Origin of the sequence: Actinokineospora pegani (genome assembly GCF_009745975.1) — a bacterium.
Lineage (GTDB): Bacteria > Actinomycetota > Actinomycetes > Mycobacteriales > Pseudonocardiaceae > Actinokineospora > Actinokineospora pegani.
On the sequence record NZ_WHOL01000098.1, the window covers coordinates 183,511 to 205,898 of the forward strand.

The 22,388-nt window shown below is 71.8% G+C and carries 24 protein-coding genes; 11 read left to right on the forward strand and 13 right to left on the reverse strand.

Translation table 11 applies throughout. The annotated features are described in order from the left end of the window. Positions 1 to 51 precede the first annotated feature (51 nt). Positions 52 to 633: a histidine phosphatase family protein gene (locus tag GCL84_RS18145; RefSeq protein WP_156756674.1), complete on the forward strand. Its 582-nt coding sequence runs from the start codon at positions 52 to 54 to the stop codon at positions 631 to 633. A 10-nt stretch (positions 634 to 643) separates the two neighbouring features. Then, positions 644 to 1,138, forward strand: a complete 495-nt coding sequence (locus GCL84_RS18150; protein ID WP_156756675.1) for a GNAT family N-acetyltransferase — start codon at positions 644 to 646, stop codon at positions 1,136 to 1,138. 79 nt (positions 1,139 to 1,217) lie between these two features. On the opposite strand, the gene GCL84_RS18155 is transcribed toward GCL84_RS18150, so the two are convergent. Further along, positions 1,218 to 1,619: a hypothetical protein gene (locus tag GCL84_RS18155; RefSeq protein ID WP_156756676.1), complete on the reverse strand. Its 402-nt coding sequence runs from the start codon at positions 1,617 to 1,619 to the stop codon at positions 1,218 to 1,220. Positions 1,620 to 1,941: 322 nt separating this feature from the next. Here GCL84_RS18155 and GCL84_RS18160 point away from each other — a divergent pair, with 322 nt between their 5' ends. Continuing rightward, positions 1,942 to 2,874 carry a diacylglycerol/lipid kinase family protein gene (locus GCL84_RS18160; protein WP_156756677.1) on the forward strand — a complete coding sequence of 311 codons (933 nt, stop codon included), beginning with the start codon at positions 1,942 to 1,944 and terminating at the stop codon, positions 2,872 to 2,874. Between the two features lie 281 nt (positions 2,875 to 3,155). Next, entirely contained in the window at positions 3,156 to 3,410 is a 255-nt protein-coding gene (locus GCL84_RS18165; RefSeq protein WP_156756765.1) for a WhiB family transcriptional regulator, read from the forward strand. Positions 3,411 to 3,528: 118 nt separating this feature from the next. Here the strand turns inward: GCL84_RS18165 and GCL84_RS18170 are convergent, their stop codons facing one another. Both GCL84_RS18170 and GCL84_RS18175 read right to left on the reverse strand, forming a co-directional pair. After that, positions 3,529 to 5,028: a sensor histidine kinase gene (locus GCL84_RS18170; protein WP_156756678.1), complete on the reverse strand. Its 1,500-nt coding sequence runs from the start codon at positions 5,026 to 5,028 to the stop codon at positions 3,529 to 3,531. Between the two features lie 39 nt (positions 5,029 to 5,067). Next, on the reverse strand, positions 5,068 to 5,283 hold the full coding sequence (locus tag GCL84_RS18175) for a biotin/lipoyl-binding carrier protein (RefSeq protein ID WP_156756679.1): 216 nt from the start codon (positions 5,281 to 5,283) through the stop codon (positions 5,068 to 5,070). Positions 5,284 to 5,464: 181 nt separating this feature from the next. On the opposite strand from GCL84_RS18175, the gene GCL84_RS31010 reads away from it, so the two are divergent. Beyond that, complete coding sequence (locus GCL84_RS31010) at positions 5,465 to 5,539, forward strand: 50S ribosomal protein bL37 (RefSeq protein WP_096498094.1); 75 nt, start codon at positions 5,465 to 5,467, stop codon at positions 5,537 to 5,539. 52 nt (positions 5,540 to 5,591) lie between these two features. On the opposite strand, the gene rsrA is transcribed toward GCL84_RS31010, so the two are convergent. Together rsrA and GCL84_RS18190 are read right to left on the reverse strand one after the other, a co-directional pair. After that, on the reverse strand, positions 5,592 to 5,891 hold the full coding sequence (gene rsrA, locus GCL84_RS18185; protein WP_156756680.1) for a mycothiol system anti-sigma-R factor: 300 nt from the start codon (positions 5,889 to 5,891) through the stop codon (positions 5,592 to 5,594). Then, on the reverse strand, positions 5,888 to 6,511 hold the full coding sequence (locus tag GCL84_RS18190) for a sigma-70 family RNA polymerase sigma factor (protein ID WP_156756681.1): 624 nt from the start codon (positions 6,509 to 6,511) through the stop codon (positions 5,888 to 5,890). The genes rsrA and GCL84_RS18190 overlap by 4 nt, the downstream gene beginning before the upstream one ends. A gap of 200 nt (positions 6,512 to 6,711) precedes the next feature. Between GCL84_RS18190 and ybaK the strand changes: the two genes are divergently transcribed. Further along, a complete protein-coding gene (gene ybaK, locus GCL84_RS18195; RefSeq protein ID WP_156756682.1) occupies positions 6,712 to 7,188 on the forward strand; it encodes a Cys-tRNA(Pro) deacylase in 477 nt (158 codons plus the stop codon). Between the two features lie 220 nt (positions 7,189 to 7,408). Here ybaK and rsgA read toward each other — a convergent pair whose 3' ends face one another. Together rsgA and aroA are read right to left on the reverse strand one after the other, a co-directional pair. Further along, positions 7,409 to 8,431 (reverse strand): ribosome small subunit-dependent GTPase A, encoded by a 1,023-nt coding sequence (gene rsgA / locus GCL84_RS18200; protein ID WP_156756683.1) that lies wholly within the window; start codon positions 8,429 to 8,431, stop codon positions 7,409 to 7,411. 1 nt (position 8,432) lies between these two features. Further along, positions 8,433 to 9,728: a 3-phosphoshikimate 1-carboxyvinyltransferase gene (gene aroA / locus GCL84_RS18205; protein ID WP_156756684.1), complete on the reverse strand. Its 1,296-nt coding sequence runs from the start codon at positions 9,726 to 9,728 to the stop codon at positions 8,433 to 8,435. A gap of 111 nt (positions 9,729 to 9,839) precedes the next feature. Between aroA and GCL84_RS18210 the strand changes: the two genes are divergently transcribed. From GCL84_RS18210 to GCL84_RS18220, 3 genes are all read left to right on the forward strand, one after another. Then, entirely contained in the window at positions 9,840 to 10,592 is a 753-nt protein-coding gene (locus tag GCL84_RS18210) for an SOS response-associated peptidase (RefSeq protein WP_156756685.1), read from the forward strand. Further along, positions 10,589 to 11,200: an alpha/beta hydrolase family protein gene (locus GCL84_RS18215; protein ID WP_156756686.1), complete on the forward strand. Its 612-nt coding sequence runs from the start codon at positions 10,589 to 10,591 to the stop codon at positions 11,198 to 11,200. Before GCL84_RS18210 ends, GCL84_RS18215 begins: the two co-directional genes overlap by 4 nt. Positions 11,201 to 11,310: 110 nt before the next feature. Beyond that, the gene (locus tag GCL84_RS18220) at positions 11,311 to 12,117 is read left to right on the forward strand and encodes a LolA-like protein (RefSeq protein ID WP_156756687.1); all 807 of its coding nucleotides are present in this window, start codon (positions 11,311 to 11,313) and stop codon (positions 12,115 to 12,117) included. Positions 12,118 to 12,415: 298 nt separating this feature from the next. Here the strand turns inward: GCL84_RS18220 and pruA are convergent, their stop codons facing one another. The 3 genes from pruA to GCL84_RS18235 form a co-directional block, all read right to left on the reverse strand. Then, complete coding sequence (pruA, locus tag GCL84_RS18225) at positions 12,416 to 14,044, reverse strand: L-glutamate gamma-semialdehyde dehydrogenase (RefSeq protein WP_156756688.1); 1,629 nt, start codon at positions 14,042 to 14,044, stop codon at positions 12,416 to 12,418. Positions 14,045 to 14,160: 116 nt separating this feature from the next. Then, positions 14,161 to 14,664, reverse strand: coding sequence for a DUF6912 family protein (locus tag GCL84_RS18230; RefSeq protein ID WP_156756689.1), 504 nt, complete (start codon positions 14,662 to 14,664; stop codon positions 14,161 to 14,163). Between the two features lie 16 nt (positions 14,665 to 14,680). After that, positions 14,681 to 16,090 (reverse strand): WS/DGAT/MGAT family O-acyltransferase, encoded by a 1,410-nt coding sequence (locus tag GCL84_RS18235; RefSeq protein ID WP_156756690.1) that lies wholly within the window; start codon positions 16,088 to 16,090, stop codon positions 14,681 to 14,683. A gap of 90 nt (positions 16,091 to 16,180) precedes the next feature. On the opposite strand from GCL84_RS18235, the gene GCL84_RS18240 reads away from it, so the two are divergent. Further along, the gene (locus GCL84_RS18240; RefSeq protein ID WP_156756691.1) at positions 16,181 to 16,951 is read left to right on the forward strand and encodes a TrmH family RNA methyltransferase; all 771 of its coding nucleotides are present in this window, start codon (positions 16,181 to 16,183) and stop codon (positions 16,949 to 16,951) included. Here GCL84_RS18240 and GCL84_RS18245 read toward each other — a convergent pair. After that, positions 16,931 to 17,320 (reverse strand): HAD-IA family hydrolase, encoded by a 390-nt coding sequence (locus GCL84_RS18245; RefSeq protein WP_235926395.1) that lies wholly within the window; start codon positions 17,318 to 17,320, stop codon positions 16,931 to 16,933. The genes GCL84_RS18240 and GCL84_RS18245 overlap by 21 nt on opposite strands. A 77-nt stretch (positions 17,321 to 17,397) precedes the next feature. Between GCL84_RS18245 and GCL84_RS18250 the strand changes: the two genes are divergently transcribed. After that, positions 17,398 to 17,886 (forward strand): Rv3235 family protein, encoded by a 489-nt coding sequence (locus GCL84_RS18250; protein WP_156756692.1) that lies wholly within the window; start codon positions 17,398 to 17,400, stop codon positions 17,884 to 17,886. Positions 17,887 to 18,431: 545 nt separating this feature from the next. Here the strand turns inward: GCL84_RS18250 and secA are convergent. Next, on the reverse strand, positions 18,432 to 21,353 hold the full coding sequence (gene secA / locus GCL84_RS18255) for a preprotein translocase subunit SecA (protein ID WP_156756693.1): 2,922 nt from the start codon (positions 21,351 to 21,353) through the stop codon (positions 18,432 to 18,434). Between the two features lie 236 nt (positions 21,354 to 21,589). After that, a complete protein-coding gene (gene hpf, locus GCL84_RS18260; protein WP_156756694.1) occupies positions 21,590 to 22,234 on the reverse strand; it encodes a ribosome hibernation-promoting factor, HPF/YfiA family in 645 nt (214 codons plus the stop codon). Positions 22,235 to 22,388: the final 154 nt, after the last annotated feature.

A 22,388-nucleotide genomic window follows, 5' to 3' on the forward strand; every position in this document is an offset into this window, starting at 1 on the left:
GTAAGGGCAGTGCGCAAGCAATCGCGGGCACCGCAACTAGGCTCGAGGACCATGAGCGACACCACCGTCTACCTGCTGCGCCACGGCCAGACCGAGTGGTCGGAGTCGGGGCAGCACACCGGGCGCACCGACATCCCCCTGACCGAGGCGGGCGAGGCCCGCGCGCGCAAGGCGGGCGAGGTGCTGCGGGGTCTTCTCGGCGACTCCCCCGTCCACGTCATCTCCAGTCCGCGGCAGCGGGCGGGGCGGACCGCGGAGTTGGCGGGGCTGACCGTCGACGAGACGACCGAGGACCTCGGGGAGTGGGATTACGGGGACTACGAGGGGCTCACGACGCCGGAGATCCGGGAGACGGTGGCGGGGTGGACGGTGTGGTCGCACCCGTGTCCCGGTGGGGAGACCGCGGACCAGGTGACCGAGCGGGCGCGGCGCGTCCTCGCCAAGGCGCGGCGGGCGGGGACCGACGTGGTCCTGGTGGGGCACGGGCACTTCAGCCGCGTCCTGACCGCCGTGTGGCTGGGGCAGCCCGCCGCCCGCGGTGTCCACTTCGCACTCGACCCGGGCGGTGTCGTCGTCCTCGGCGACGAGCGGGGCGAACCGCAGGTCAAGCGGCTCAACGTGATCGTGGACTAGGAGGGGACCGATGACCGACACGAGAGTTCGGCGCGCACGGGAGTCTGATGTGGACTCCATGGTCGGACTGGTCTACGAGTTGGCCGAGTACGAGAAGGCCGTGCACGAGTGCCACCTGACCGCCGAGCAGTTGCGGGCCGCCCTGTTCGGCGACCGGCCCGCCCTGTTCGGCCACGTCGCCGAGGTCGGTGGGGAGGTGGTGGGGTGCGCGCTGTGGTTCTTGAACTTCTCCACCTGGCGCGGGGTGCACGGGATCTACCTGGAGGACCTCTACGTCCAGCCCGCCCAGCGGGGCCAGGGGCTCGGCAAGGCGCTGTTGACGGCGTTGGCCCAGGAGTGCGTGGCGCGCGGCTACCAGCGGTTGGAGTGGACGGTGCTCGACTGGAACGAGCCCGCGATCGGCTTCTACCGCTCGATCGGCGCCCTGCCGATGGACGAGTGGACCGTGCGGCGCCTCACCGACGGCGCTCTGGCCGCCCTCGCCGAGGACGGCCAGAGCGGGTGATCAGGCCGCGCGGCCTCGGTGAGCAGCCACGACCGGCGGTCAATCCCGGACTGCCTCGCGGTCCGCCAGTCGAGACGCCTCACTCCTGGGCGTCGCCCTGCGCCCAGCGGGTGGTGCTCGAGCGGAACAGCAGCACCAGTGCGACCAGGCAGACAACCGCGACCGGGGCGCCGATCTCGGGCCTGCTCGAGGGGCCGATGGCGTACCAGGCCGCGCCCAGCAGCAGCACCTGCACCACGATCGAGGGGCCGCGCGACCAGGTCTTCCCGAGGATCAAGCCGACCCCGCAGGCCAGCACGCCCGCGGTGACCACGATGAAGTACACGACCTCGCCCAGCACCGCCCGGGTGCTCTGCGGGGAGCCGCCCGCGATCGCCTGGACGACCAGGGCCACCGTGAAGACCAGCGCCACGAGGCCCTGCAGCGAGATCAACACCCCCGCGCCGAGCACGGTCCGGGGGGTGTCGGCGGTGAGTCGCACGGTTGCCTCTAAACGGTCGGGGGCGGGCTTGTCACCCGCGCACGATTTGATGTCGATGACGGTGCGTGTACACCGCCGATCGTATGCCACTCGTACGGCCGGTCGTGCTGAGCGGACCGAGCAGGCAAGATCTTGGGTGCAACGCCTCGCGGGTCGATGAGCAGACGGTCGTCTGGGTGCACTCGTCGGATCGGGAGGCCGCTACAGCGGAGGGAGCGGCGGCTCGGCAGGTACCGAACCCGGTCACGGGCAGCGACGGCCCCGCGGACCGGTTCACCCGGTGGCGGGTGGACCCGGTCAGACGCTGGCTTACCCTGCGGTAATGCGCGCAGTGCTCGTGGTGAACCCGAAGGCGACCGCCACCACCCCCGGTGGTCGCGACGTGCTGGCGCACGCGCTGGCCAGCGCGGTGAAGCTCGACGTGGTCGAGACCGACTACCGGGGCCACGCGCAGGCCGCCGCGGCCCAGGCCGCGGTCGACGGCGCGGACCTGGTGGTCGCGCACGGTGGCGACGGCACGGTCAACGAGGTCGTCAACGGCTTGCTGGCGCACGGTCCGCGGCCGGACCTGCCCGCGCTCGGGGTCGTCCCCGGCGGGTCGGCCAACGTCTTCGCCCGCGCGCTCGGCCTGCCGCGCAACCCGGTGGAGGCCACGCACGTGCTGCTGCGCGCCATCGCCAGGAACCGGACGCGCCGGGTCGGGCTCGGCCGGGTCGAGACCAGCTCGGGCGCGACGCCGAGGTGGTTCACCTTCAACGCGGGCGTGGGCTGGGACGCCGACGTGGTCGAACGGGTGGCCCGCAAGCGCGGCAAGAAGGCGACGACGTCGCTGTACGCGCGGTCGGCGCTGGCCAGGTACGTCCGCCCGGGCAGGCCGCGGCCCGAGCTGGCGCTGCACCTGCCCGGCGAGTCCCCGATCGAGGGGCTGCGGCTGGCGTTCGTGTCGAACACCGACCCGTGGACCTACCTCAACGCCCGCCCGATCCACCTCAACCCCGGCTGCACGTTCGAGGGCGGCCTCGGCCTGTTCGCGCTGCGGTCGATGTCGGTGCCCACCGTGCTCGGCGCGTTCCAGCGGGCCATGAGCGAGAAGGACCGCCAGCACGGGCGCAGGCTGGTGCGCCGCGACGACATCCCGGGCCTGGTGGTGACGGCCAAGGAGCCGGTGCGCGTGCAGTGCGACGGGGACCTGCTCGGCGAGTGCACGCGGGTGGGGTTCACCTCGGTCGCGGACGCGCTGGCGGTCGTCGTTTAGCCGCGCGGAGGACGGGGTAAGTCCCCAACTGCGGAACAACCGAACACACTCGACCGTTTGATACCCCGTCCGGGGTGCCCGGTCGCGTTACGCCCGTGATCAAATCGTTGCTCACGGTCGCCCCAAGCCGCTGACGTGGATCTTTCGGGTGAGTTCACTCACCGGGCTCGGAAGAGCACTTGACATCCGCCGAGTTCGTGAAAGCATTCACAAGCACCCCGACGACCGGATGACGACTACAGGCACGCCATAGCGCGCCTATGAGCGAGGAGCACGTAGAAATGGACTGGCGCCACCGCGCGGCCTGCCGTGACGAGGACCCTGAACTGTTCTTCCCCGTGGGGACGAGCGGTCCTGCGGTTCTGCAGGTCGCTGAGGCGAAGGCCGTTTGCCACCGTTGCCCCGTCGCCTCCGCCTGCCTGTCTTGGGCGCTTGAGAGCGGCCAGGACGCTGGCGTTTGGGGCGGGATGAGCGAGGACGAGCGTCGTGCGCTGAAGCGCCGCAACGCTCGGACCCGGGCACGCAGCAACGCCTGAAAAGCCTCTGAACCAAAACGCCGAGAAGGCTGGTTGTCGGTTGCCGACAACCAGCCTTCTCGTCTTTTTCGGACATTGTTCTCCCCGATAACGCGCAGATCACCACGGGCGCGGGAGTTCATCCCCGCCGGTTGGTGAGCGGCACGCGCAGCACCGCCTCGGTGCCGGAGCGCTCACGGCGCGTCAACGACAACGTCCCGCGCAACTCCGATTCCATCAGCGTGCGGACGATCTGCAGTCCCAGGCCGTTGGCCCGCTCCAGCGAGAAGCCGGGCGGCAGGCCCCGGCCGTCGTCGGCGACCACGACGTCGAGCCAGCGGGCCGAGCGGGTGGCGGTGAGGACGATCTGCCCGGAGTTGCCCGGCGGGTAGGCGTGCTCGACGGCGTTCTGGATGAGCTCGGTCAGCACCATCACCAGCGGGGTGGCGACCTCGGCGGCCACCACGCCGAACTGGCCGCTCTTGCTCACCTTGACGTGGCTCTCCGGGGCGGCGACGTCGCCGATGACCGGGATGACCTTGTCGATCAGCTCGTCCAGGTCGACCCGCTCGTCGACCGAGGTCGACAGCGTCTCGTGCACCATCGCGATCGCGGCCACCCGGCGCACCGACTCGGCCAGCGCCTCGCGCGCCTCGGGGCTGCTGGTGCGCCGCGACTGCAGGCGCAGCAGGGCCGCGACGGTCTGCAGGTTGTTCTTGACCCGGTGGTGGATCTCCCGGATCGTCGCGTCCTTCGACATCAGCGCCCGGTCGCGGCGGCGGACCTCGGTGACGTCGCGGCACAGGACCAGCGCGCCAGCCGGGTGGCCGCCGGGGCGCAGCGGCAGGGCGCGGAACAGCACGGCGGCGCCGCGCCGGGACTCGGCCTCGGTGCGCATGCTGGGCTGGCCGTCGAGGGCCATCAGGATGCGCTGGGCCACCTCGGTGGCGTCGAACGGGTCGGAGATCAGCGACCGGGTCAGCGGGGCCAGCCGCACCCCGACCAGGTCGGAGGCGTGCCCCATCCGGTGGTAGGCCGAGAGCGCGTTGGGGCTGGCGAACACCACCGCCCCGGACGGGTCGAGGCGGATCAGGCCGTCGCCGACGCGCGGGCTGGTGTGCACGTCCGGCGAGGGCTCCGCGGTCGGGAAGGTGCCGTCGCCGACCATGTGGCACAGGTCGCCCGCGATCCCGAGGTAGGCGATCTCCAGGCCGCTGGGCACGCGCGGGACGGCGAGGTTGGTCTCCTTGGACAGGATGGCCACGATCTTGCCGCCGTGGCTGACCGGCACCGCCTCGCGGCGCACCGGCACCCCCAGGTACCAGCGCGGGTCCTCCTCGCGGCAGATGCGCCGCTCCACCTCCGCCCGGCGCAACTGCGGGTTGTCCCCCGCGTCGGTGCGGCTGCCCACCACGTCCTCGGGGTGGGCGGTCGGGGCGGTGGTCGGCCGGGCCTGGGCGACGCAGACGTACTGGTCGCCGTCCGCGGCGTCGTCCTCGCCCACCCGGACCCAGAGCAGGAAGTCCGCGAAGGACAGGTCGGACAGGAGCTGCCACTCCGCGACCACCAGTTGCAGGTGGTCGACGGCCGCGCCCGGCAGGTCGGTGTGCTCGGCGAGCAGGTCTGACAGCGTGGACACGGTGCTCCGATCCGCGTGGGGGTCTCCGGGCGAGCGGGTCTACTCCACCAGGGCGATGAGGTCGTCCTCCTGGACGACGTCGCCCGCGGTGACCGCCACCTTGGACAGGTGGCCGTCGCCCTCGGCGAGGACGGGGATCTCCATCTTCATCGATTCCAGGACGACGATCGTGTCGCCTTCGGCGATGGCCTGGCCCTCGTGGGCGACGACGCTCATCACGTTGGCGACCATCTCGGCACGGATCTCGTGGCCCATGTCCGGTCCCTCCCGGGGGTGTGCTCAGCGGGTGTTGCTCGCGGTGGCAATCCAACCACGGGCAGCCCGTCGTGGAGCCCGCCCGGAGCCGGTGGCGCCGCCGTGGCAAAATCGTCAGCAGCCACGCGGGGCCGGGTCGTGTCCCGGCGACCCGCGGCACCCCGAAAGCCAAGGAGGCACCATGTCGAAGCGCGCCCGCAAGCGTCGCGACCGCAAGAAGGGCGGCGCCAACCACGGTAAGCGCCCCAACGCCTGAGTCCGACGCTCAGACGCGAGAAGGCCCCCGAGCACCTGCTCGGGGGCCTTCTCTACTCCTCGGCGTCGGCCCGCAGGCCGGCTGGTCCGCCGCCGTGGTCGATCACCGTCTTGCGGATCGAGGCGCGCAACCTGGCGCGGAACTCGTCCGGGGCCTGGTCGCCGCCGCACTTGCGGGCCAGCAGGATCTTGAGGTGCTCCTCGATGCCGTACTGCTCCAGGCACGGGCTGCACTCGTCGAGGTGGCGGGCGAGCAGGTCGCGCCGGGCGACGTCGCACTCCTGGTCGAGGAACAGCCAGACCTCGGAGAGCACGTCGGAGCAGTCCGTCTCGTGGTTGTCGCAGTCCGTCATGCGCCCGCCACCTCCCCGGACCGCGCGAACCCCCGCTCCCTCGCCACGCCTGAGAGCAGGTCGCGGAGCTGGCGGCGTCCCCGGTGCAGCCGGGACATCACGGTGCCGATCGGGGTGCCCATGATCTCGGCGATCTCCTTGTAGGCGAACCCCTCGACGTCGGCGAGGTAGACGGCCAGCCGGAACTCCTCGGGGAGCTGCTGCAGCGCCTGCTTGACGTCGTCGTCGGGCAGCAGGTCCATGGCCTCCATCTCGGCCGAGCGCAGCCCGGTCGAGGTGTGGTTCTCGGCCTTGGCGAGCTGCCAGTCGGTGATCTCCTCGGTGGGCGCCTGCACCGGCTGGCGCTGCCGCTTGCGGTAGCCGTTGATGTAGGTGTTGGTGAGGATGCGGTACATCCACGCCTTGAGGTTGGTGCCCTTGGAGAACGACGCGAAGGCGGCGTACGCCTTCAGGTAGGTCTCCTGCACCAGGTCCTCGGCGTCGGCCGGGTTCCGCGTCATCCGCAGCGCGGCGGAGTAGAGCTGGTCGAGCAGCGGCATCGCGTCGCGCTCGAACCGCTCAGCGCGCTCCTGCGGCGTCTCCTGCGGCTCGGTGGCGGATTGGGTCTCGGTGCGGGGCACCCGACTCCCTTCAGTCGCCTCTCCGGCTCGCGCACCCTTGCCCAAGTGCGCGTACGACACAGACGAGCCTACTCGGCCGCTGTCGCGCCTGCCTGGCCCGGAGCGTGAGCTTGGCCGCCTGCTCTCCTTGATCAGCTCGGTCTGCACAGCTAGTTCAACACGCTGGGTGGTCCCGGCATTCCGCGCTAGTCTCCCACCCCGTGGCAGGACGTGGAACCCCGGCGACGGCGCTGCTCGCCAAGCGCGAAGTCACCCATTCGGTGCACACCTACGAGCACGACCCGCGGGCTGAGTCCTACGGGCTGGAGGCCGCTGAGGCCATGGGGGTTGAGCCTGCTCGGGTGTTCAAGACGCTGCTGGCTGATGTGGACGGGGTGTTGGTGGTGGGGGTGGTGCCGGTGTCGGCGCAGTTGGACCTGAAGGCGTTGGCCGCGGCTGTGGGCGGCAAGAAGGGGCGGATGGCTGAGGTGGCGGCTGCTGAGCGGGCGACGGGGTATGTGGCGGGGGGTATCTCGCCGTTGGGGCAGAAGAGGCTGTTGAGGACAGTGGTGGATGAGTCGGCGTTGGGGTTCTCGACGGTTTTCTGCTCGGGTGGGCGGCGGGGGTTGGAGGTCGAGCTGGCTCCAGGTGATCTTGTTGGGTTGACCCGGGGTGTGGTTGCTTCGATCGCGGTTTAGAGCGTGGGGCTGTGGGGGTGCCGGATCGGGTGGTTCTGTGTGGCCGGGGCCCCTACGACGATCATGTGCGTGAGGGCAAAAAGTGAGGGGAAGGGCACCCTCACGCCCTCCCGAGGCTTGCACATGATCGCCTCCCCCAACCACACAGAACCACCCGATCCAGCCGTTCCGTAGGTCGGGCGCTGGGAGACTTGGGTGGGGTGTGGGGTGTGGGGTGTTGCTAGTCCTGGGGGGCGGTTTCGTCCACGCCCGCCTTGGAGGCCAGGAGTCTTCTGAGAGAGGTGAGGCGGCCGGGGGTGGCCTCACCCCGCTCGACCACGTCGTCGAAGACGCAGCCGAGGTCGGCGGGGTTGCCCAGGTGGCCGCAGCCGGGGGGGCACTCCTCGGCGGGGGCGACGAACTCCTCGAAGGCGGCGACGATGTCCTTGGGCTCGATGTGGGCCAGGCCGAACGAGCGGATGCCGGGGGTGTCGACGATCCAGCCGCCGCTGGGGAGGGGCAGGGCCACGGCGGAGGTGGAGGTGTGGCGACCCTTGCCGATGGCGCTGACCACGCCGGTGGCCCGCAGGGCGCTGGGGACGAGGCGGTTGACCAGGGTGGACTTGCCGACGCCGGAGTGGCCGACCATGGCCGAGACCTCGTCGGTGATCAGGGCGCGCAGCTCGGCGGGCTCCTCGTCGTGCCGGGTGATGACCACCGGCAGGTCCAGCTCGGCGTACTTGGCCAGCAGGTCGGCGGGGTCGGCCAGGTCGGCCTTGGTCAGGCAGAGGGTGGGTTGCAGGCCGCCCGCGAACGCCGCGACCAGGCAGCGGTCGATGAAGCCGGTGCGCGGTGGCGGGTCGGACAGGGAGCAGACGATCAGCAGGCGGGCGGCGTTGGCGACGACCACGCGCTCGAAGGCGTCGGTGTCGTCGGCGGTGCGGCGCAGCACGCTGGTGCGGTCGGAGACGCGGACGATGCGGGCCAGGGTGTCGACCTCGCCGGAGGTGTCGCCGACGACGTCGACGTGGTCGCCGATGACGACCGGGGTGCGGCCCAGCTCGCGGGCGCGCATGGCGATCAGCAACCGGTCCGCGTCGCCGTCGACGGCGCAGGTCCAGCGGCCGCGGTCCTTGCCGACGACCATCGCGGCCACGGCGTCGGCGTGCTCGGGGCGGCGCTTGCTGCGCGGACGCGTCCCCTTGCCCGGGCGCACCCGCACGTCGGACTCGTCGAGCTGGCTCCAGTCGCCGCGCCGGGTCACCTCAGACCCCGCCCGCCGTGGAGTCTGTGGAGTTCCTGAAGCCGAGCATGTCCGCCCACATGGCCGGGAAGTCGGGCATCGTCTTGGCGGTGGTGCCGATGTCGTCCACCTCGACCCCGGGCACGACCAGGCCGACGATCGCGCCCGCGGTCGCCATCCGGTGGTCGGCGTAGGCCCGCCACGGGCCGCCGCGCAGCGGCCGGGGGCGGATGACCAGGCCGTCGTCGGTCTCCTCCGCGTCGCCGCCGAGGCCGTTGACCTCGGCGACCAGCGCGGCCAGCCGGTCGGTCTCGTGCCCGCGCAGGTGGGCGATGCCGCGCAGCACCGACGGCCCCTCGGCCAGGGCGGCCAGCGCGGCCACGGTCGGGGTCAGCTCGCCGACGTCGTGCAGGTCGAAGTCGATGCCGCGCAGCGCCCGCGGGCCGCGCACCGTCAGCCTGCCCCCTGCCAGCTCCACCTCGGCGCCCATGAGCTCGAGGATGGCGCGGATCTCGTCGCCGGGCTGGGTGGTCGCCGCGGGCCAGCCGGTGACGGTGACCGCACCGCCGGTGACGGCGGCCGCGGCCAGGAACGGGGTCGCGTTGGACAGGTCGGGCTCGACGGCCCAGTCCACGGCGCCGATCGGCCCGGGGGCCACCCGCCAGGTGTTGGGCTCGCTGTCGTCGACGTCGACGCCCGCCTCGCGCAGCATCTGCACGGTCATGTCGATGTGCGGCAGCGACGGAACGGGCTTGCCGTCGTGGTTGATGGTCAGGCCCTGCTCGTAGGCGGCGCCGGAGAGCAGCAGACCGGAGACGAACTGCGACGAGGCCGAGGCGTCGATGGTGACCGCGCCACCGCGCAGCGACCCGGTGCCCCGGATGGTGAAGGGCAGGCTGTCACCGTCGATGTCGGCGCCGAGGGCGCGCAGGGCGTTGAGGACCGTGCCCATCGGCCGCTCGCGGGCGCGGGGGTCGCCGTCGAACTCGACCACGCCGTCGGCCAGCACGGCCAGTGGCGGCACGAACCGCATGACCGTGCCCGCCAGGCCGCAGTCGACAGCCGCCGGACCGGTCAGCCCGGTGTGCGCGCCGACCCGGACGGTCGCGCAGTCGGCCTCGACCGGCACCCCGAGCGCGCCGAGCGCGGCGACCATCAGGTCGGCGTCGCGGCCGGGGACGGCGCCGGTCACCGTCGCCGGGGCCCCGGCGAGCGCGGCCAGGACCAGCGCGCGGTTGGTGATCGACTTGGAGCCGGGGACGGTGACGGTGGCCCGAACCGGCGCGGGCGCGGTCGGGGCGGTCCAGGGCTGCGACATGGCTCTCATCCTCTCCTACCGGTGCTGCTCCCCGGGGACCGGCTCGCCCGGTGTCGCGGCGCGTGCCACGATCCCCAAGCCACTGAAGCAGCCCTGGATGGAGGACCGCCCGTGTGCGGCAGGTACGCGGTCTCGAAGGACCCGGCGACCCTGGCGGCCGAGTTCGACGCCGTCGACGCCACCGAGCAGCCCGAGCGCGGCCCGGACTACAACGTCGCGCCGACCAAGCAGGTCGTCACCGTGGTGCGGCGCCACCCCCGCGGCGCCGACGGCGAGGTCGACCCCGGCACCACCGAGCGCAGCCTGCGGATCATGAAGTGGGGCCTGGTGCCGCACTGGGCCAAGGACGCCGCGGGCGGCGCCAAGATGATCAACGCTCGGTCGGAGACCGCGGCGGACAAGCCCGCGTTCAAGAAGTCGCTGGCCACCCGCCGCTGCCTGCTGCCCGCCGACGGCTGGTACGAGTGGCGCCGGGACGGGTCGGCCAAGCAGCCGTTCTTCACCACCGGGCCGGACGACCGCAGCCTGGCCATGGCCGGGCTGTGGACGACTTGGCGGGACAAGGCCGACCCGGACGCCCCGGTGCTCATCACCTGCGCGGTGCTGACCACCGCGGCGGTGGGCCCGCTGGCCGACATCCACGACCGGATGCCGCTGCTGATGCCGCGCGAGCACTGGGACGGCTGGCTGGACCCGGACCGGTCGGAGGTCTCGGAGCTGCTGGCCCCGCCCAGCGCCGACCTGGTCGGGGCGTTGGAGATCCGCCCGGTCTCGCCCCTGGTCAACAGCGTGCGCAACAACTCCGCCGAGCTGACCCGGCGGGCCGGGGCGGACGCAGGCGACCCGGGGCTGTTCCCCGCGTGAGCGCCACGACCGTCGACACCCCGCACGGCCCGGCCAGGGCCGAGCTGCACTGCGCGGAGGAGCCCAGGGCCGCGCTGCTGCTCGGGCACGGGGCGGGCGGTGGCACCGGCGCCCCGGACCTGGTGGCCGCGACCAGGGCCGCGATCGCGGTCGGGGTGCACGTCGCGCTGGTCGAGCAGCCCTACCGGGTGGCGGGTCGGCGCGCTCCCGCGCCTGCCGGGCAACTGGACGCGTGCTGGCTCGCCGTGGCCGCCGACCTGGGGCGACGCTGGTTCGACGGGTTGCCGCTGCTGTTCGGGGGCCGGTCGTCGGGGGCGCGCGTGGCGTGCCGGACGGCCGCTGCGGGGGAGGCCGCGGGGGTGCTGTGCCTGGCGTTCCCCGTGCACCCGCCGGGCAAGCCGGACAAGTCGCGGCTGCCGGAGCTCGACGCCGTCACCGTGCCCGCACTCGTGGTGCAGGGCCGCGCGGACCCCTTCGGCCAGCCGACGGCGGGACCGCGGCGGGAAGTCGTGTCGCTGGCGGGGGACCACTCGCTGGACATGGACCCGGAGGGCCTCGGGCGCGCGGTGTCGGACTGGCTCGAGCGCGTGCTGCGACCGCTCGACTGACCCGCGGACTGTGTTCGTCGTCGCCAGATTTGTGTTGGGAGAAACCGAACTGTCGGTTGGCGCGTCTACTGTGTCATTCAAGAGTTCCGGCAAGGCTTAGGGGTTTCATCATGGGTAAGACCAGGCTGACTGTGGCGGGCGCGCTGCTGTCCGCACTCGCGCTGGCGGGGTGCGGATCGACGACGCCCGGGGCTCCGGTCCCCACGGGCGCCCCCGCCGCGAGCGAGCAGGGCTCCGCGGGCGGCATCGGCAGCCTCAAGGCGCTCGCCGAGGCCGTCGCCGACAACAGCGTCGACGCCCAGGGCGTCCACGTCGAGATGACCACCGCCGGTGGCCCGCTGACGACGGAGGGCGCAGGCGACATCAGCTTCGCGGGCGAGCAGACCTCGATGTCGTTCACCACGACCACGCCGGTGGGCGAGATGACCATGGTCCTGGTCGACCAGGTCTTCTACCTCAAGGTCCCGCCGGGCCTGGGTCTCGGCGGCGACAAGCCGTGGATGAAGGTCACCGCCGACACCCCCGGCGCCGAGTCGTTCGGCAGCACCCTGGACCAGATGAAGAACACCGACCCGCGTGAGCAGCTCAAGAACATCCTGAACGCGGGTGAGCTCATCGATCAGGAGAAGACCACCCTCGACGGCCAGGACGTCACCCACTACACGATCCAGGTCGACGTGGCCAAGCTCGACGAGAAGTCGGGCTACGACGACGCGACCAAGAAGACCCTCACCGACGCGGGCATCACCGAGTACCCCATGGAGATCTGGGTCAACGGCGACAGCCTTTTTATCCGCAGCGTGACCACGGTTCCGGTGCCGGGCGTGGGCGAGAGCAAGGTCCAGCTGGACTACACGGACTGGGGAAAGCCGGTCAAGGTGGAGGCTCCGGACCCGGCTGAGGTCAGCGGATCTTGAGTGGACAGGCCCCGTCGCTTCGCGGCGGGGCCTGTTTGTCTGTTGTGGTCTGTTGGGGGGATCTGCGTGTTCCGGGGGCCTGTTGTGGTGGGACGGGGTCCTGGTGGGGGCTGGGGGGCCTGTCCTCTGGGCCAGGGACTGACAGGGCCGCCGGGTTTGGTTGTCTTGGTGCTGTGGGGAAAGGCGATGGAAATGTGGGTGGGAGGGCGGGGGTGTTGGCGAGGGTTGGGCGTGAGGGCTGCTGGGGTTAGGGGCGAAGGTGCTCTGGGGGCGAGTGAAAGTGCTCTTGGGGGGAGCGTCAGGTCATGTGGGGGTAGGTGTGGGTGGTGTGGGGGACGAAGGTTTCCTTGATGGAGCGGGGGCTTGTCCACCTCTGGAGGTTGGCTGGGCTGCCTGCCTTGTCGTTGGTGCCGGAGGCTCGGCTGCCGCCGAAGGGTTGTTGGCCTACTACGGCGCCGGTGGGTTTGTCGTTGATGTAGAAGTTGCCCGCGGCGAAGCGGAGGGTGGTGTGGGCCTTGGTGATGGCTGTGCGGTCGGTGGCGAAGAGGGCGCCGGTGAGGGCGTAGGGGGTTGAGGTGTCCACGAGGGTGAGGATGTCGTCGTAGGTGGCGTCCTCGTAGGGGTGGACGGCGAGGATGGGGCCGAAGTACTCGGTGGTGAAGGGGGGCTGGAGGGGGTCGGAGCCGACCAGGACGGTGGGGGCGACGAAGTAGCCGGTGGAGTCGTCTGTGGTGCCGCCTGCGAGGGTTTCGATGGTGGGGTTGGTGTTGGCGGCGGCCAGGGCCTCGCGGTGCTTGGTGAAGGCCCGGGCGTCGATCACGGCGCCGCCGAAGTGGGTGAAGTCGGTGACGTCGCCGAAGGTGAGGGAGGCGGTGGTGTCGGCCAGGGCCTCGCGCAGGCCGTTGTCCCAGAGGGAGCGGGGGACGTAGGCGCGCGAGGCCGCGGAGCACTTCTGGCCCTGGTACTCGAAGGCGCCGCGGACCAGGGCGGTGAGCAGGGCGGCCGGGTCGGCGGAGGGGTGGGCGAGGATGAAGTCCTTGCCGCCGGTCTCGCCGACGATGCGCGGGTACGAGCGGTAGGTGTCGAGGTTGTCGCCGATGCGGCGCCAGAGGGACTTGAAGGTGCGGGTGGAGCCGGTGAAGTGCAGGCCTGCGAAGTCGGGGTCGGCGAGGGCCACCTCGGAGACCGCCGCGCCGTCGCCGGTGACCATGTTGATCACGCCGGGCGGCAGGCCCGCGGCCTCGAGCAGGCGCAGGGTGTGGTGGGCGGCGAGCTGCTGGGTCGGCGAGGGCTTCCACACCACGGTGTTGCCCATCAGGGCGGGCGCGGTCGGCAGGTTGCCCGCGATGGCGGTGAAGTTGAACGGGGTGACCGCGGTGACGAAACCGTCGAGCGGGCGGTGGTCGGTGCGGTTCCAGACCCCGGGCGAGGACACCGGCTGCTCCTCGGCGATGCCGCGGGCGAAGGACACGTTGTAGCGCCAGAAGTCGATCAGCTCGCAGGCCGAGTCGATCTCCGCCTGCTGGGCGGACTTGGACTGGCCCAGGACCGTGGCCGCGTTGAGCGTGTCGCGCCACGGCCCGGCCAGCAGGTCGGCGGCGCGCAGCAGCACGGCGGCGCGCTCGTCGAACGGCAGCTCCCGCCAACCCGGCGCCGCGGCCTTGGCCGCGGCCACCGCGTCGGCCACGTCCTGGGTGGTGGCCTGGGCCGTGTCGCCGAGCACGTGCGCGTGGTCGTGCGGCTGGACCACCTCGACGCGCGCGCCGCCCGCCATCCGCTGCCTGCCGCCGATGGTCATGGTCAGCTCGGCCCGCTCGCCCTCCAGCTCGGCGATCCGGCGCGCCAGCGACTCCCGCTCGGCGCTGCCGGGCGCGTAGCCGCGGATCGGCTCGTTGGTCGGGGCGGGGACGGAGGTGACGGCGTCCATCGGCTGGCTCGCCTCCCTGCTTCGGCTCGGACTCCCGGGTTTGTGACCCGCTGTGACAACCATGTTGGCACGGCGCGACGACATCTGCGGGAATCCATCCACAGGGCAGGTCCGGGTTAGAGCAGCTCCAGCAGGAACGGCAGCTCCTGCACGGCGTACCAGGCCAGCTCGTGGTCCTCGGCGTCGCCGAGGGTGAACTCGGCGTCCGGGTCGCCCAGGTCGGCGGCGTCGACGACGGCCGCGGCGGCGCGCACGGCGTCCTCGGCCTCGGCGGTGTCGAAGTGGATGGCGGCGACGGCCTTGAGCGGCACCGGCCCGGCCAGCCGGACCACCGAGTGGTCGAGGTCCGGCCGGAGCTGCGCCCCGTCGACGTCGGCGGAGACCACCGCGCGCCGCATCAGCGTCTCCGGGTCGGTGTCGGCCTCGGTGCGCAACAGCCGCAGCGAGGCGCGCGCGGCGTCGTTCATCGCCGCGTACTCCAACTCCTCGTCGCCGCCGGTCGCGTAGGACTCGCGCAGGGCGGGGGTCAGCGCGAACGCCGTCCCGCTGATGGCGGCCAGTTCGCCCGAAGCGCTCAGGGTGCGCAGCATCGACACCGTCGCGGGCAGGTAGACCCTCACAACATCACGCTCTCAGTCAGGCTCTTGTCGTGGTCAGCAGTTCCTCGACGGACTCTTCCAGCATCCTGGCCAGCACGTCCACGTCGGACATCGCGCTGCGGTCGCCGGTCAGGCCGAAGTACACCCCGCCGTCGTAGGAGGTGACCCCGATGGCCAGCGCCTGGTTCCGGCTCAGCGGCATGACCGGGAACATCTCGGTCATGCGCGCGGTGCCCGCGTAGAGCGGGATCTGCGGGCCGGGGACGTTGGTGACGACCAGGTTGAAGATGCGCTGGGAGATCGACGCGGCCGCCCGCGCGCCCAGCGAGTGCAGCGTCGGCGGGGCGAACCCGCCGACGCGCAGCAGCGCCGAGGCCGCCACCGAGCGGACCGAGTCGTTGTGCGCGCGCAGCGCGTGGCTGACGTGGTGCAGCCGCACGAACGGGTTGGGCTCGCCGACGGGCAGGTCGACCAGGTGCGGGGTGACCTGGTTGCCGAGCATGCCCGGCACGGTCCCGTCGGTGACGTCGTCGTGCACGGCCATCGGCACCAGCGCCCGGACCAGCGTCGAGGAGGTGATCTGCTCCCCGCGCGAGAGCAGCCACGAGCGCAGGGCGCCGGAGATGACGGTGAGGATGACGTCGTTGACCGTGCCGCCGTGCAGCGCCCGCACGTCGCGCAGGTCGTCGAGCTTGGCGCGGGCCACGGCGAACAGCCTGGACTTGCCGACGGCGGCGTTGAGCGGCCCGGCGGGGGCCGGGCGGGCGGCAATGCCGATCGCCGACACCACGGTCTCGACGACCCCGGCGACCTTCTGCGTGGTGGCCATGACGTCGGTGACCGCCGAGCGCACGTTCTCGACCATCTCCCGCGGCCGCAGCACGGTCTCCGAGACCGCGTCCAGCAGCAGCCGGGTCGGGCCGGGCGCGCGGCGCGGCAGCCACGGCTCCTCCGCGGGCTCCTGCGGCTCGTGCGGCGCCGAGTCCAGGATGACCTGGCCGAAGTCGATCGTGCGGACCCCGTCGACCAGGGCCTGGTGGCTCTTGGTGATCAGGGCGACGTGGCCGCCCGCGAGCCCCTCGACCAGGTACGTCTCCCACAGCGGCCGGTTCTGGTCCAGCGGCCGCGCCATCAGCCGCCCGACCAGGTCGAAGAGCTGCTCGTCGCTGCCCGGGCGGGGCAGCGCGGAGCGCCGGACGTGGTAGGCGATGTCGAAGTGCGGGTCGTCCACCCAGACCGGGCGGGCCAAGTGGCCGGGGACCTCGGCGACCTTCTGCCGGTACCGGGGCACCAGGGGCAGCCGCTGCTCGATGAGCGAGACCAGTTGCGGGTAGGCGAAGCCCGCGCGCGGCCTGCGGAAGACCGAGACGCCGCCAACGTGCATCGGCGTGACGGGGTCCTCCAGGTAGAGGAACGACGCGTCGAGGGCGGACAGGCGGTCTGGCATGCCGTTGATCCTGACACACCCCCCGCGCGCGGGTGCGGCTCGAGAGCGGGGCGTGGGCAGGGTCATGCCCGCGCGTGCCAGACTCTCCGGGTGTCATCGCAGGAGCCCTCCCCCAAAGACCGCTTCGTCACCGTCTACGGCCGCAAACCGGTGCTCGAGGCACTGGCCGACCGCGGGCTGTCGGTGGACAAGGTGGTGCTGGCCGACAACGCCCGCGGCCTGGCGGCCAGGGAGATCATCGACGCGGCCCGCGCGCGCGGCGTCGAGGTGCGCAGGGCCACGCCGCAGCGGGTGAAGGTGTTGGCGGGCAACGGCAAGCAGGACCAGGGCGTGCTCGCCGACGTGGTCGCGCCCCGGATGCGCACCCTGGCCGACGCGCTGTCCGGCCCGAAGCCGCCGCGGTCGGTGCTGCTGCTCGACGGGGTCACGACCCCGGCCAACGTGGGCATGATCCTGCGGACCGCCACGGCGGCGGGGATCGGCGGCATCGTGGTGCCGCGCCGCGGGGTGGCCTCGATCGACCCGATGGTGGTCAAGGCCTCGGCCGGGGTGGCGTTCACCGCGCCGGTGCTGCGCTGCCACACGGCCGAGGAGGCGGCGGCCGCGCTCCGCGAGGCGGGTTACCCGCTGTTGGCCATGGACGCGGGCGCCCGCTCGACGGTGTTCGACGCCCAGTGGCCGGGCCGGGTGGCGTTCGTGCTCGGCAGTGAGACGGCAGGCGTGGGCGAGGGGGTGCGCTCGCAGGTGTCGGGGTGGGTGTCGATCCCGATGGCGGGCGGCGTGGAGTCGCTGAACGTGGCGAGCGCCGCGGCGGTGCTGTGCTTCGAACTGGTGCGCCGATCAGCCGCGAAGGACCGCTAGCTCGTCCAGTGTGGACTGGGTCGAGGTGTGCCGGATGCCGGTCATGCCCGCCAGCACGGCGCCGCGGACGTAGCCGGGGACGTCGTCGATGAAGACGCAGCGGCTCGGGTCGACCCCCAGCACGCGCGCCGCGTGCAGGTAGATCCCCTTGTCCGGCTTGGCGACCCCCACCTCACCCGAGACGACGACGGCGTCGAAGACGTCCGGCAGCCCGCGCGGGCGGTGGTCCGCATTGGACAGCAGGGCGGTCTTGAGCCCGCGCCCGCGCGCGTCGGCGACCACCTCCGCCATCCCCTCGTCGGTGAACGTCCCGGCGTAGTCGACCACCAGCGCCTCGTACTCCACGGCCTTCCCCTCTTCGGGTGACACCCGTCCGCTCCCCCGGGCGGCGGGCGCTCTGTCTGCGCGACGTCACCTGATTCGGGGGAGGAAACACAATGGTGCGCTTGAGCATCCTGCCGGACATCATCGAGCCGGAACCCGCGTGGTCGACACCGCCACCGTCACCGCCGCGCCCGGTCGAGGCGCTGCGCCGGGGCCCGGTGCCCACCCGCGACGAGCCGGGCCCCACCCGGGACACGCTCTGGCGGCTGCTGGCACTGGTGCTGGAGGTGCTCGACGGCAAGCGCGCGCCGGGGCAACTGCGGGCCGCGGTGGACGCGGGGGTGTACGAGGCGCTGCTGACCAGGGCCAGGAAGAGCCGCGGTCGACGACATCGGCTCTTGTCGCTGCACACGTGCGCAGTTGTGCCGGGGGTGGTGGAGTTGTGCGCGTCGGTGCGGGTGGAGGGGCCCGGGGGCTGGCGAGTGCAGGCTTTCGCGGGCCGGATGGAGGCGGTGGAGGGGCAGTGGCGGTGCGTGCTGCTGCGCCCGCTGATCAACGGCCCCGGCAGGCCTGTGGGCCCGGTGACCAGCATCAACGCCAGGCGGGGGTAGCCCGGGGACGCCTGTGCCGCGCCCGGTTCCGCTGGGCGCGGCACGGGTCGGGGTGGTGGACCTGTGCGTGTCGGTGCGAGTGGAGGGGCCGGGGGCTGGCGAGTGCAGGCTCTCGCGGGCCGCACGGAGGCCGTGGAGGGCAGTGGCGGTGCGTGCCCGCCCCAGCAAGCTCACGAGCCGCGCCCGGTGGAACCGGCGACACGGAACCGGGGGTGGTGCGGCCGCGCGGGTGGAGGCCGATAGGCACGATGACCAGCAGCAACGCCAAACGGAAACAGCCCGGGCCCACCCGTGTCGTCGCCCGGGCGGGCCGGGGCGGCACAGAACCAGGAGTGGTGAAGCTGCGCGGATGGGCGGGGCAGGAGCCGGCCTCCGCAGACCGCATGGAGACCGCTGGTGAGCAGTGGCGGTGCATGATCCCGCTACTCAACGGCCCCGCACACCGATAGGCACGATGACCAGCAGCAACGCCAAGCGGGAACAGCCCGGAAACACCTGTGCCGCGCCCGGGCGGACCGGGCGCGGCACAGGTGTGGGGGTGGTGCTCAGCGGCGGGGGCCGCGGCGGCCCTTCTTGGCCTGGTCGCGGGCGGCTTGGCGGCGCTCGCGGCGGGAGGCGCTGCCGCCCTGGCCGTCGTCGCCGCCTTCCTTGCGGGACTCGACGCCACCGGACTCGGTGGGGCCGGAGTAGTTGAGCCGCTGGTTGGTCGGGCCCTCCAGGCCCTTGCGCAGGGCGGGGGGCAGCTTCTCCGTGGGCGCGGCCGCGGCCGCGCGCTCCGCGGCGGAGGCGGCCTGGGCCGCCTGGGCGCGGGCCTGGCGCTCCTGCAGCTCGGCCTGCCGCGCCTTGTCGACGGTGGGCACGGCCGCGGGGGCGGCGGCCAACTGGACCTGCGGCTGCGGCTCGGCCTGCTCGACCTGGAGGTTGAACAGGTAGCTGACCGACTCCTCCTTGAGCGCGTCCAGCATGACCGCGAACATCTCGAAGCCCTCGCGCTGGTATTCGATCTGCGGGTCGCGCTGGGCCATCGCGCGCAGGCCGATGCCCTCCTTGAGGTAGTCCATCTCGTAGAGGTGCTCGCGCCACTTGCGGTCCAGCACGGTGAGCATGACCCGGCGCTCCAGCTCGCGCATGGTGCCCTCGCCGACCCGGCCGTCGATCTCGGCCTCGCGGGCGGCGTAGGCCTCGGCCGCGTTCTGCTGGATGGCGGTGAGCAGGTAGTCGTGGTCCACGTCCAAGCCCTCGGCCTCGGCGCGGTCGACCAGCTCCTCCCACGTCACCGTCACCGGGTAGAGCTGCTTGAGGGCGGTCCACAGCTTGTGGTGGTCCCAGTCCTCGGCGTACCCGTCGGCGGTGGCGCCCTGGACGTAGGCGGCCACCGTGTCGTCGATCATGCGCTGGATCTGGCTCTGCAGGTCCTCGCCGCGCAGGATGCGCTCGCGCTCGGCGTAGATCACCTTGCGCTGCTTGTCCATGACCTCGTCGTACTTGAGGATGTTCTTGCGGATGTCGAAGTTCTGCTGCTCGACCTGGGTCTGCGCGGACTTGATCGCCCGGGTGACCATCTTCGCCTCGATCGGCTGGTCCTCGGGCACCCGCAGGGTGTCCATGACCCGCTCGACCATGCCCGAGTTGAACCGGCGCATCAGCTCGTCGCCGAGCGAGAGGTAGAACCGGGACTCGCCGGGGTCGCCCTGGCGGCCCGCGCGACCGCGCAACTGGTTGTCGATGCGGCGCGACTCGTGGCGCTCGGTGCCCAGCACGTAGAGCCCGCCCGCCTCCCGGACCTCCTCGCGCTCCCGCTCGACCTCCGCCTCGGCCTCGGCGAGGGCGTCGGGCAGCGCCGCGCGCCACTCCTCCGGCGTCTCGTGCGGGTCGAGGCCCTTGGCCCGCAGCCGCTCCTCGGCGATGTGGTCGGGGTTGCCGCCGAGCTGGATGTCGGTGCCACGACCGGCCATGTTCGTCGACACCGTGACCGCGCCCTTGTGGCCGGCCTGGGCGATGATCATGGACTCCTTCTCGTGGAACTTCGCGTTCAGCACGTTGTGCGGGATGCCCATCTTGACCAGCAGCTTCGACAGGTACTCCGAGCGCTCCACGCTGGTGGTGCCGACCAGCACCGGCTGGCCCTTCTCGTGCCGCTCGGCGATGTCCTCGGCGACCGCCTCGAACTTGGCCTTCTCCGTCTTGTAGATCAGGTCGGCCTGGTCGATGCGGACCATCGGCCGGTTGGTCGGGATCGGCGTCACGCCGAGCTCGTAGGTCTTGTCGAACTCCGCGGCCTCGGTCTCGGCGGTGCCGGTCATGCCGCAGAGCCGGTTGTAGAGGCGGAAGTAGTTCTGCAGGGTGACCGTGGCCAGGGTCTGGTTCTCGGCCTTGATCTCCACCCGCTCCTTGGCCTCGATGGCCTGGTGCATGCCCTCGTTGTAGCGGCGCCCGGCGAGGATGCGGCCGGTGAACTCGTCGACGATCAGGACCTCGCCGTCGCGGACGATGTAGTCCTTGTCCTTGGTGTAGAGGACCTCGGCCTTGAGCGCGTTGTTGAGGTAGCCCACCAGCGGGGTGTTGGCCGCCTCGTAGAGGTTGTCGATGCCGAGCTGGTCCTCGACGAACTGCACGCCCTTGTCCGTGACGCCGACCGTGCGCTTGCGGACGTCGATCTCGTAGTGGTAGTTCGACTCGATCTCCACGGCCCGGGTGGTGCGCTCCTGGGTGCCCATCGTGGTCGTGTCGATCCCCTTCATCAGGGGGGTCAGCCGCGCGAACTCCTTGTACCAGCCCGAGGACTGGTCGGCGGGGCCGGAGATGATCAGCGGCGTGCGCGCCTCGTCGATCAGGATTGAGTCGACCTCGTCGACGATGGCGAAGTTGTGGCCGCGCTGGACCATGTCGTCCAGGCTCCACGCCATGTTGTCGCGCAGGTAGTCGAAGCCGAACTCGTTGTTCGTGCCGTAGGTGATGTCGCAGTTGTAGGCCTCGCGGCGCTGCGCCGGGGTCATCTCCGACAGGATCACGCCGACCTCGAGCCCGAGGAACCGGTGCACCCGGCCCATCCACTCCGAGTCACGGCGGGCGAGGTAGTCGTTGGTGGTGACGACGTGCACGCCCTCGCCGGACAGCGCGTTGAGGTACGCGGGGAGCACGCAGGTCAGGGTCTTGCCCTCACCGGTCTTCATCTCCGCGACCTGGCCGAGGTGCAGCGCGGCGCCGCCCATGAGCTGCGCCTTGAAGTGCCGCTGGTTCAGGACCCGCTTGGCGGCCTCGCGGGCCACCGCGAACGCCTCGGGCAGCAGGTCGTCGAGGGTCTCGTCGTCGGCGTAGCGCTTCTTGAACTCGTCGGTCTTGTCGCGCAGCTCCTCGTCGGAGAGATCGACCAGGTCCTCTTCCAGCGTCTCGATGTGGTCTGCGATATTGCGCAGCCGCTTGAGCATCTTGCCCTCGCCCGCGCGCAGAATCCGGGAGAACACCATCCGAGTCGACCTCGCTCGCTGATAGTCGTGCACCCGTCGCGGGGCGCGGTTCCTGGCCATCGTAGGCAACCCGCCGCCTCGCGTGCACCGACGTGCCCCGACGGCGCTCGGCGAGGCACCCGGGCCACCACCTACCAGGGGGTAACGGATCAGGGTCCGCGAGGGTTCCGCCACCCGCCGCCGCGCCCCGGAACGCGGGTCCCGGGGCGCGGCGGCGGTGGTCGGACGGGGCTGGATCAGACGAGGCGGATGACGCCGTAGTCGAAGGCCCTGCGCCGGTAGACGACGCTGGGCGAGCCGGAGTCGACGTCGGCGAACAGGTAGAAGTCGTGGCCGACCAGTTCCATCTCCTCCAGGGCCTGGTCGACGGTCATCGGCTTCGCCGGGTGCTCCTTCTCCCGGACGATGGTGCCGGGGAGGTTGTCCGGCAGGTCGTCCCAGGACTGCTGCTCCGGCACGTCCTGGCCGGGCAGGGCGGTGGCGGGCAGGTCCAGTACGGCCGTGTGGCCGTTGGGTCCCAGCGCCTTGGCGCCGAGCGCGGTGGCCTCGGCGACGGAGGCGGGACTGCGCCGCCCGTGGTGGACCCGCCTGCGGTCGTGCTGGCGGCGCAACCGGTTCTCGAGCTTGCCGACGGCGACGTCGAGCGCGGCGTAGAAATCGCCTGCGCAGGCCTCGGCGCGGACGGCGGGGCCCTTGCCCACACCGGTGATCTCGACGCGCTGGCAGTTCTTGGCCTGCCTGCGGTTGGGCTCGTGGAACAACTCGACGTCGAAGCGGATGACCTTGCGGTCATAGCGCTCCAGACGGGAGAGCTTCTCTTCCACGTGCGCCCGGTAGTGCTCGGGCACCTCGACGTTACGGCCCTTAACCACGATGTCCATACACGACCTCCCTCGCGTGACGCGAGATGTTGGTTCCGCCGAAAGACTTCAGCGCCGGGATCGTCTGGATTCCAAGCCCAGAACAGGGCGTGACCTAGGGGGACAACCCCCACCCGGTCAGCGCGCCACCGGCGCCAGGGTCATGGGCTACTCG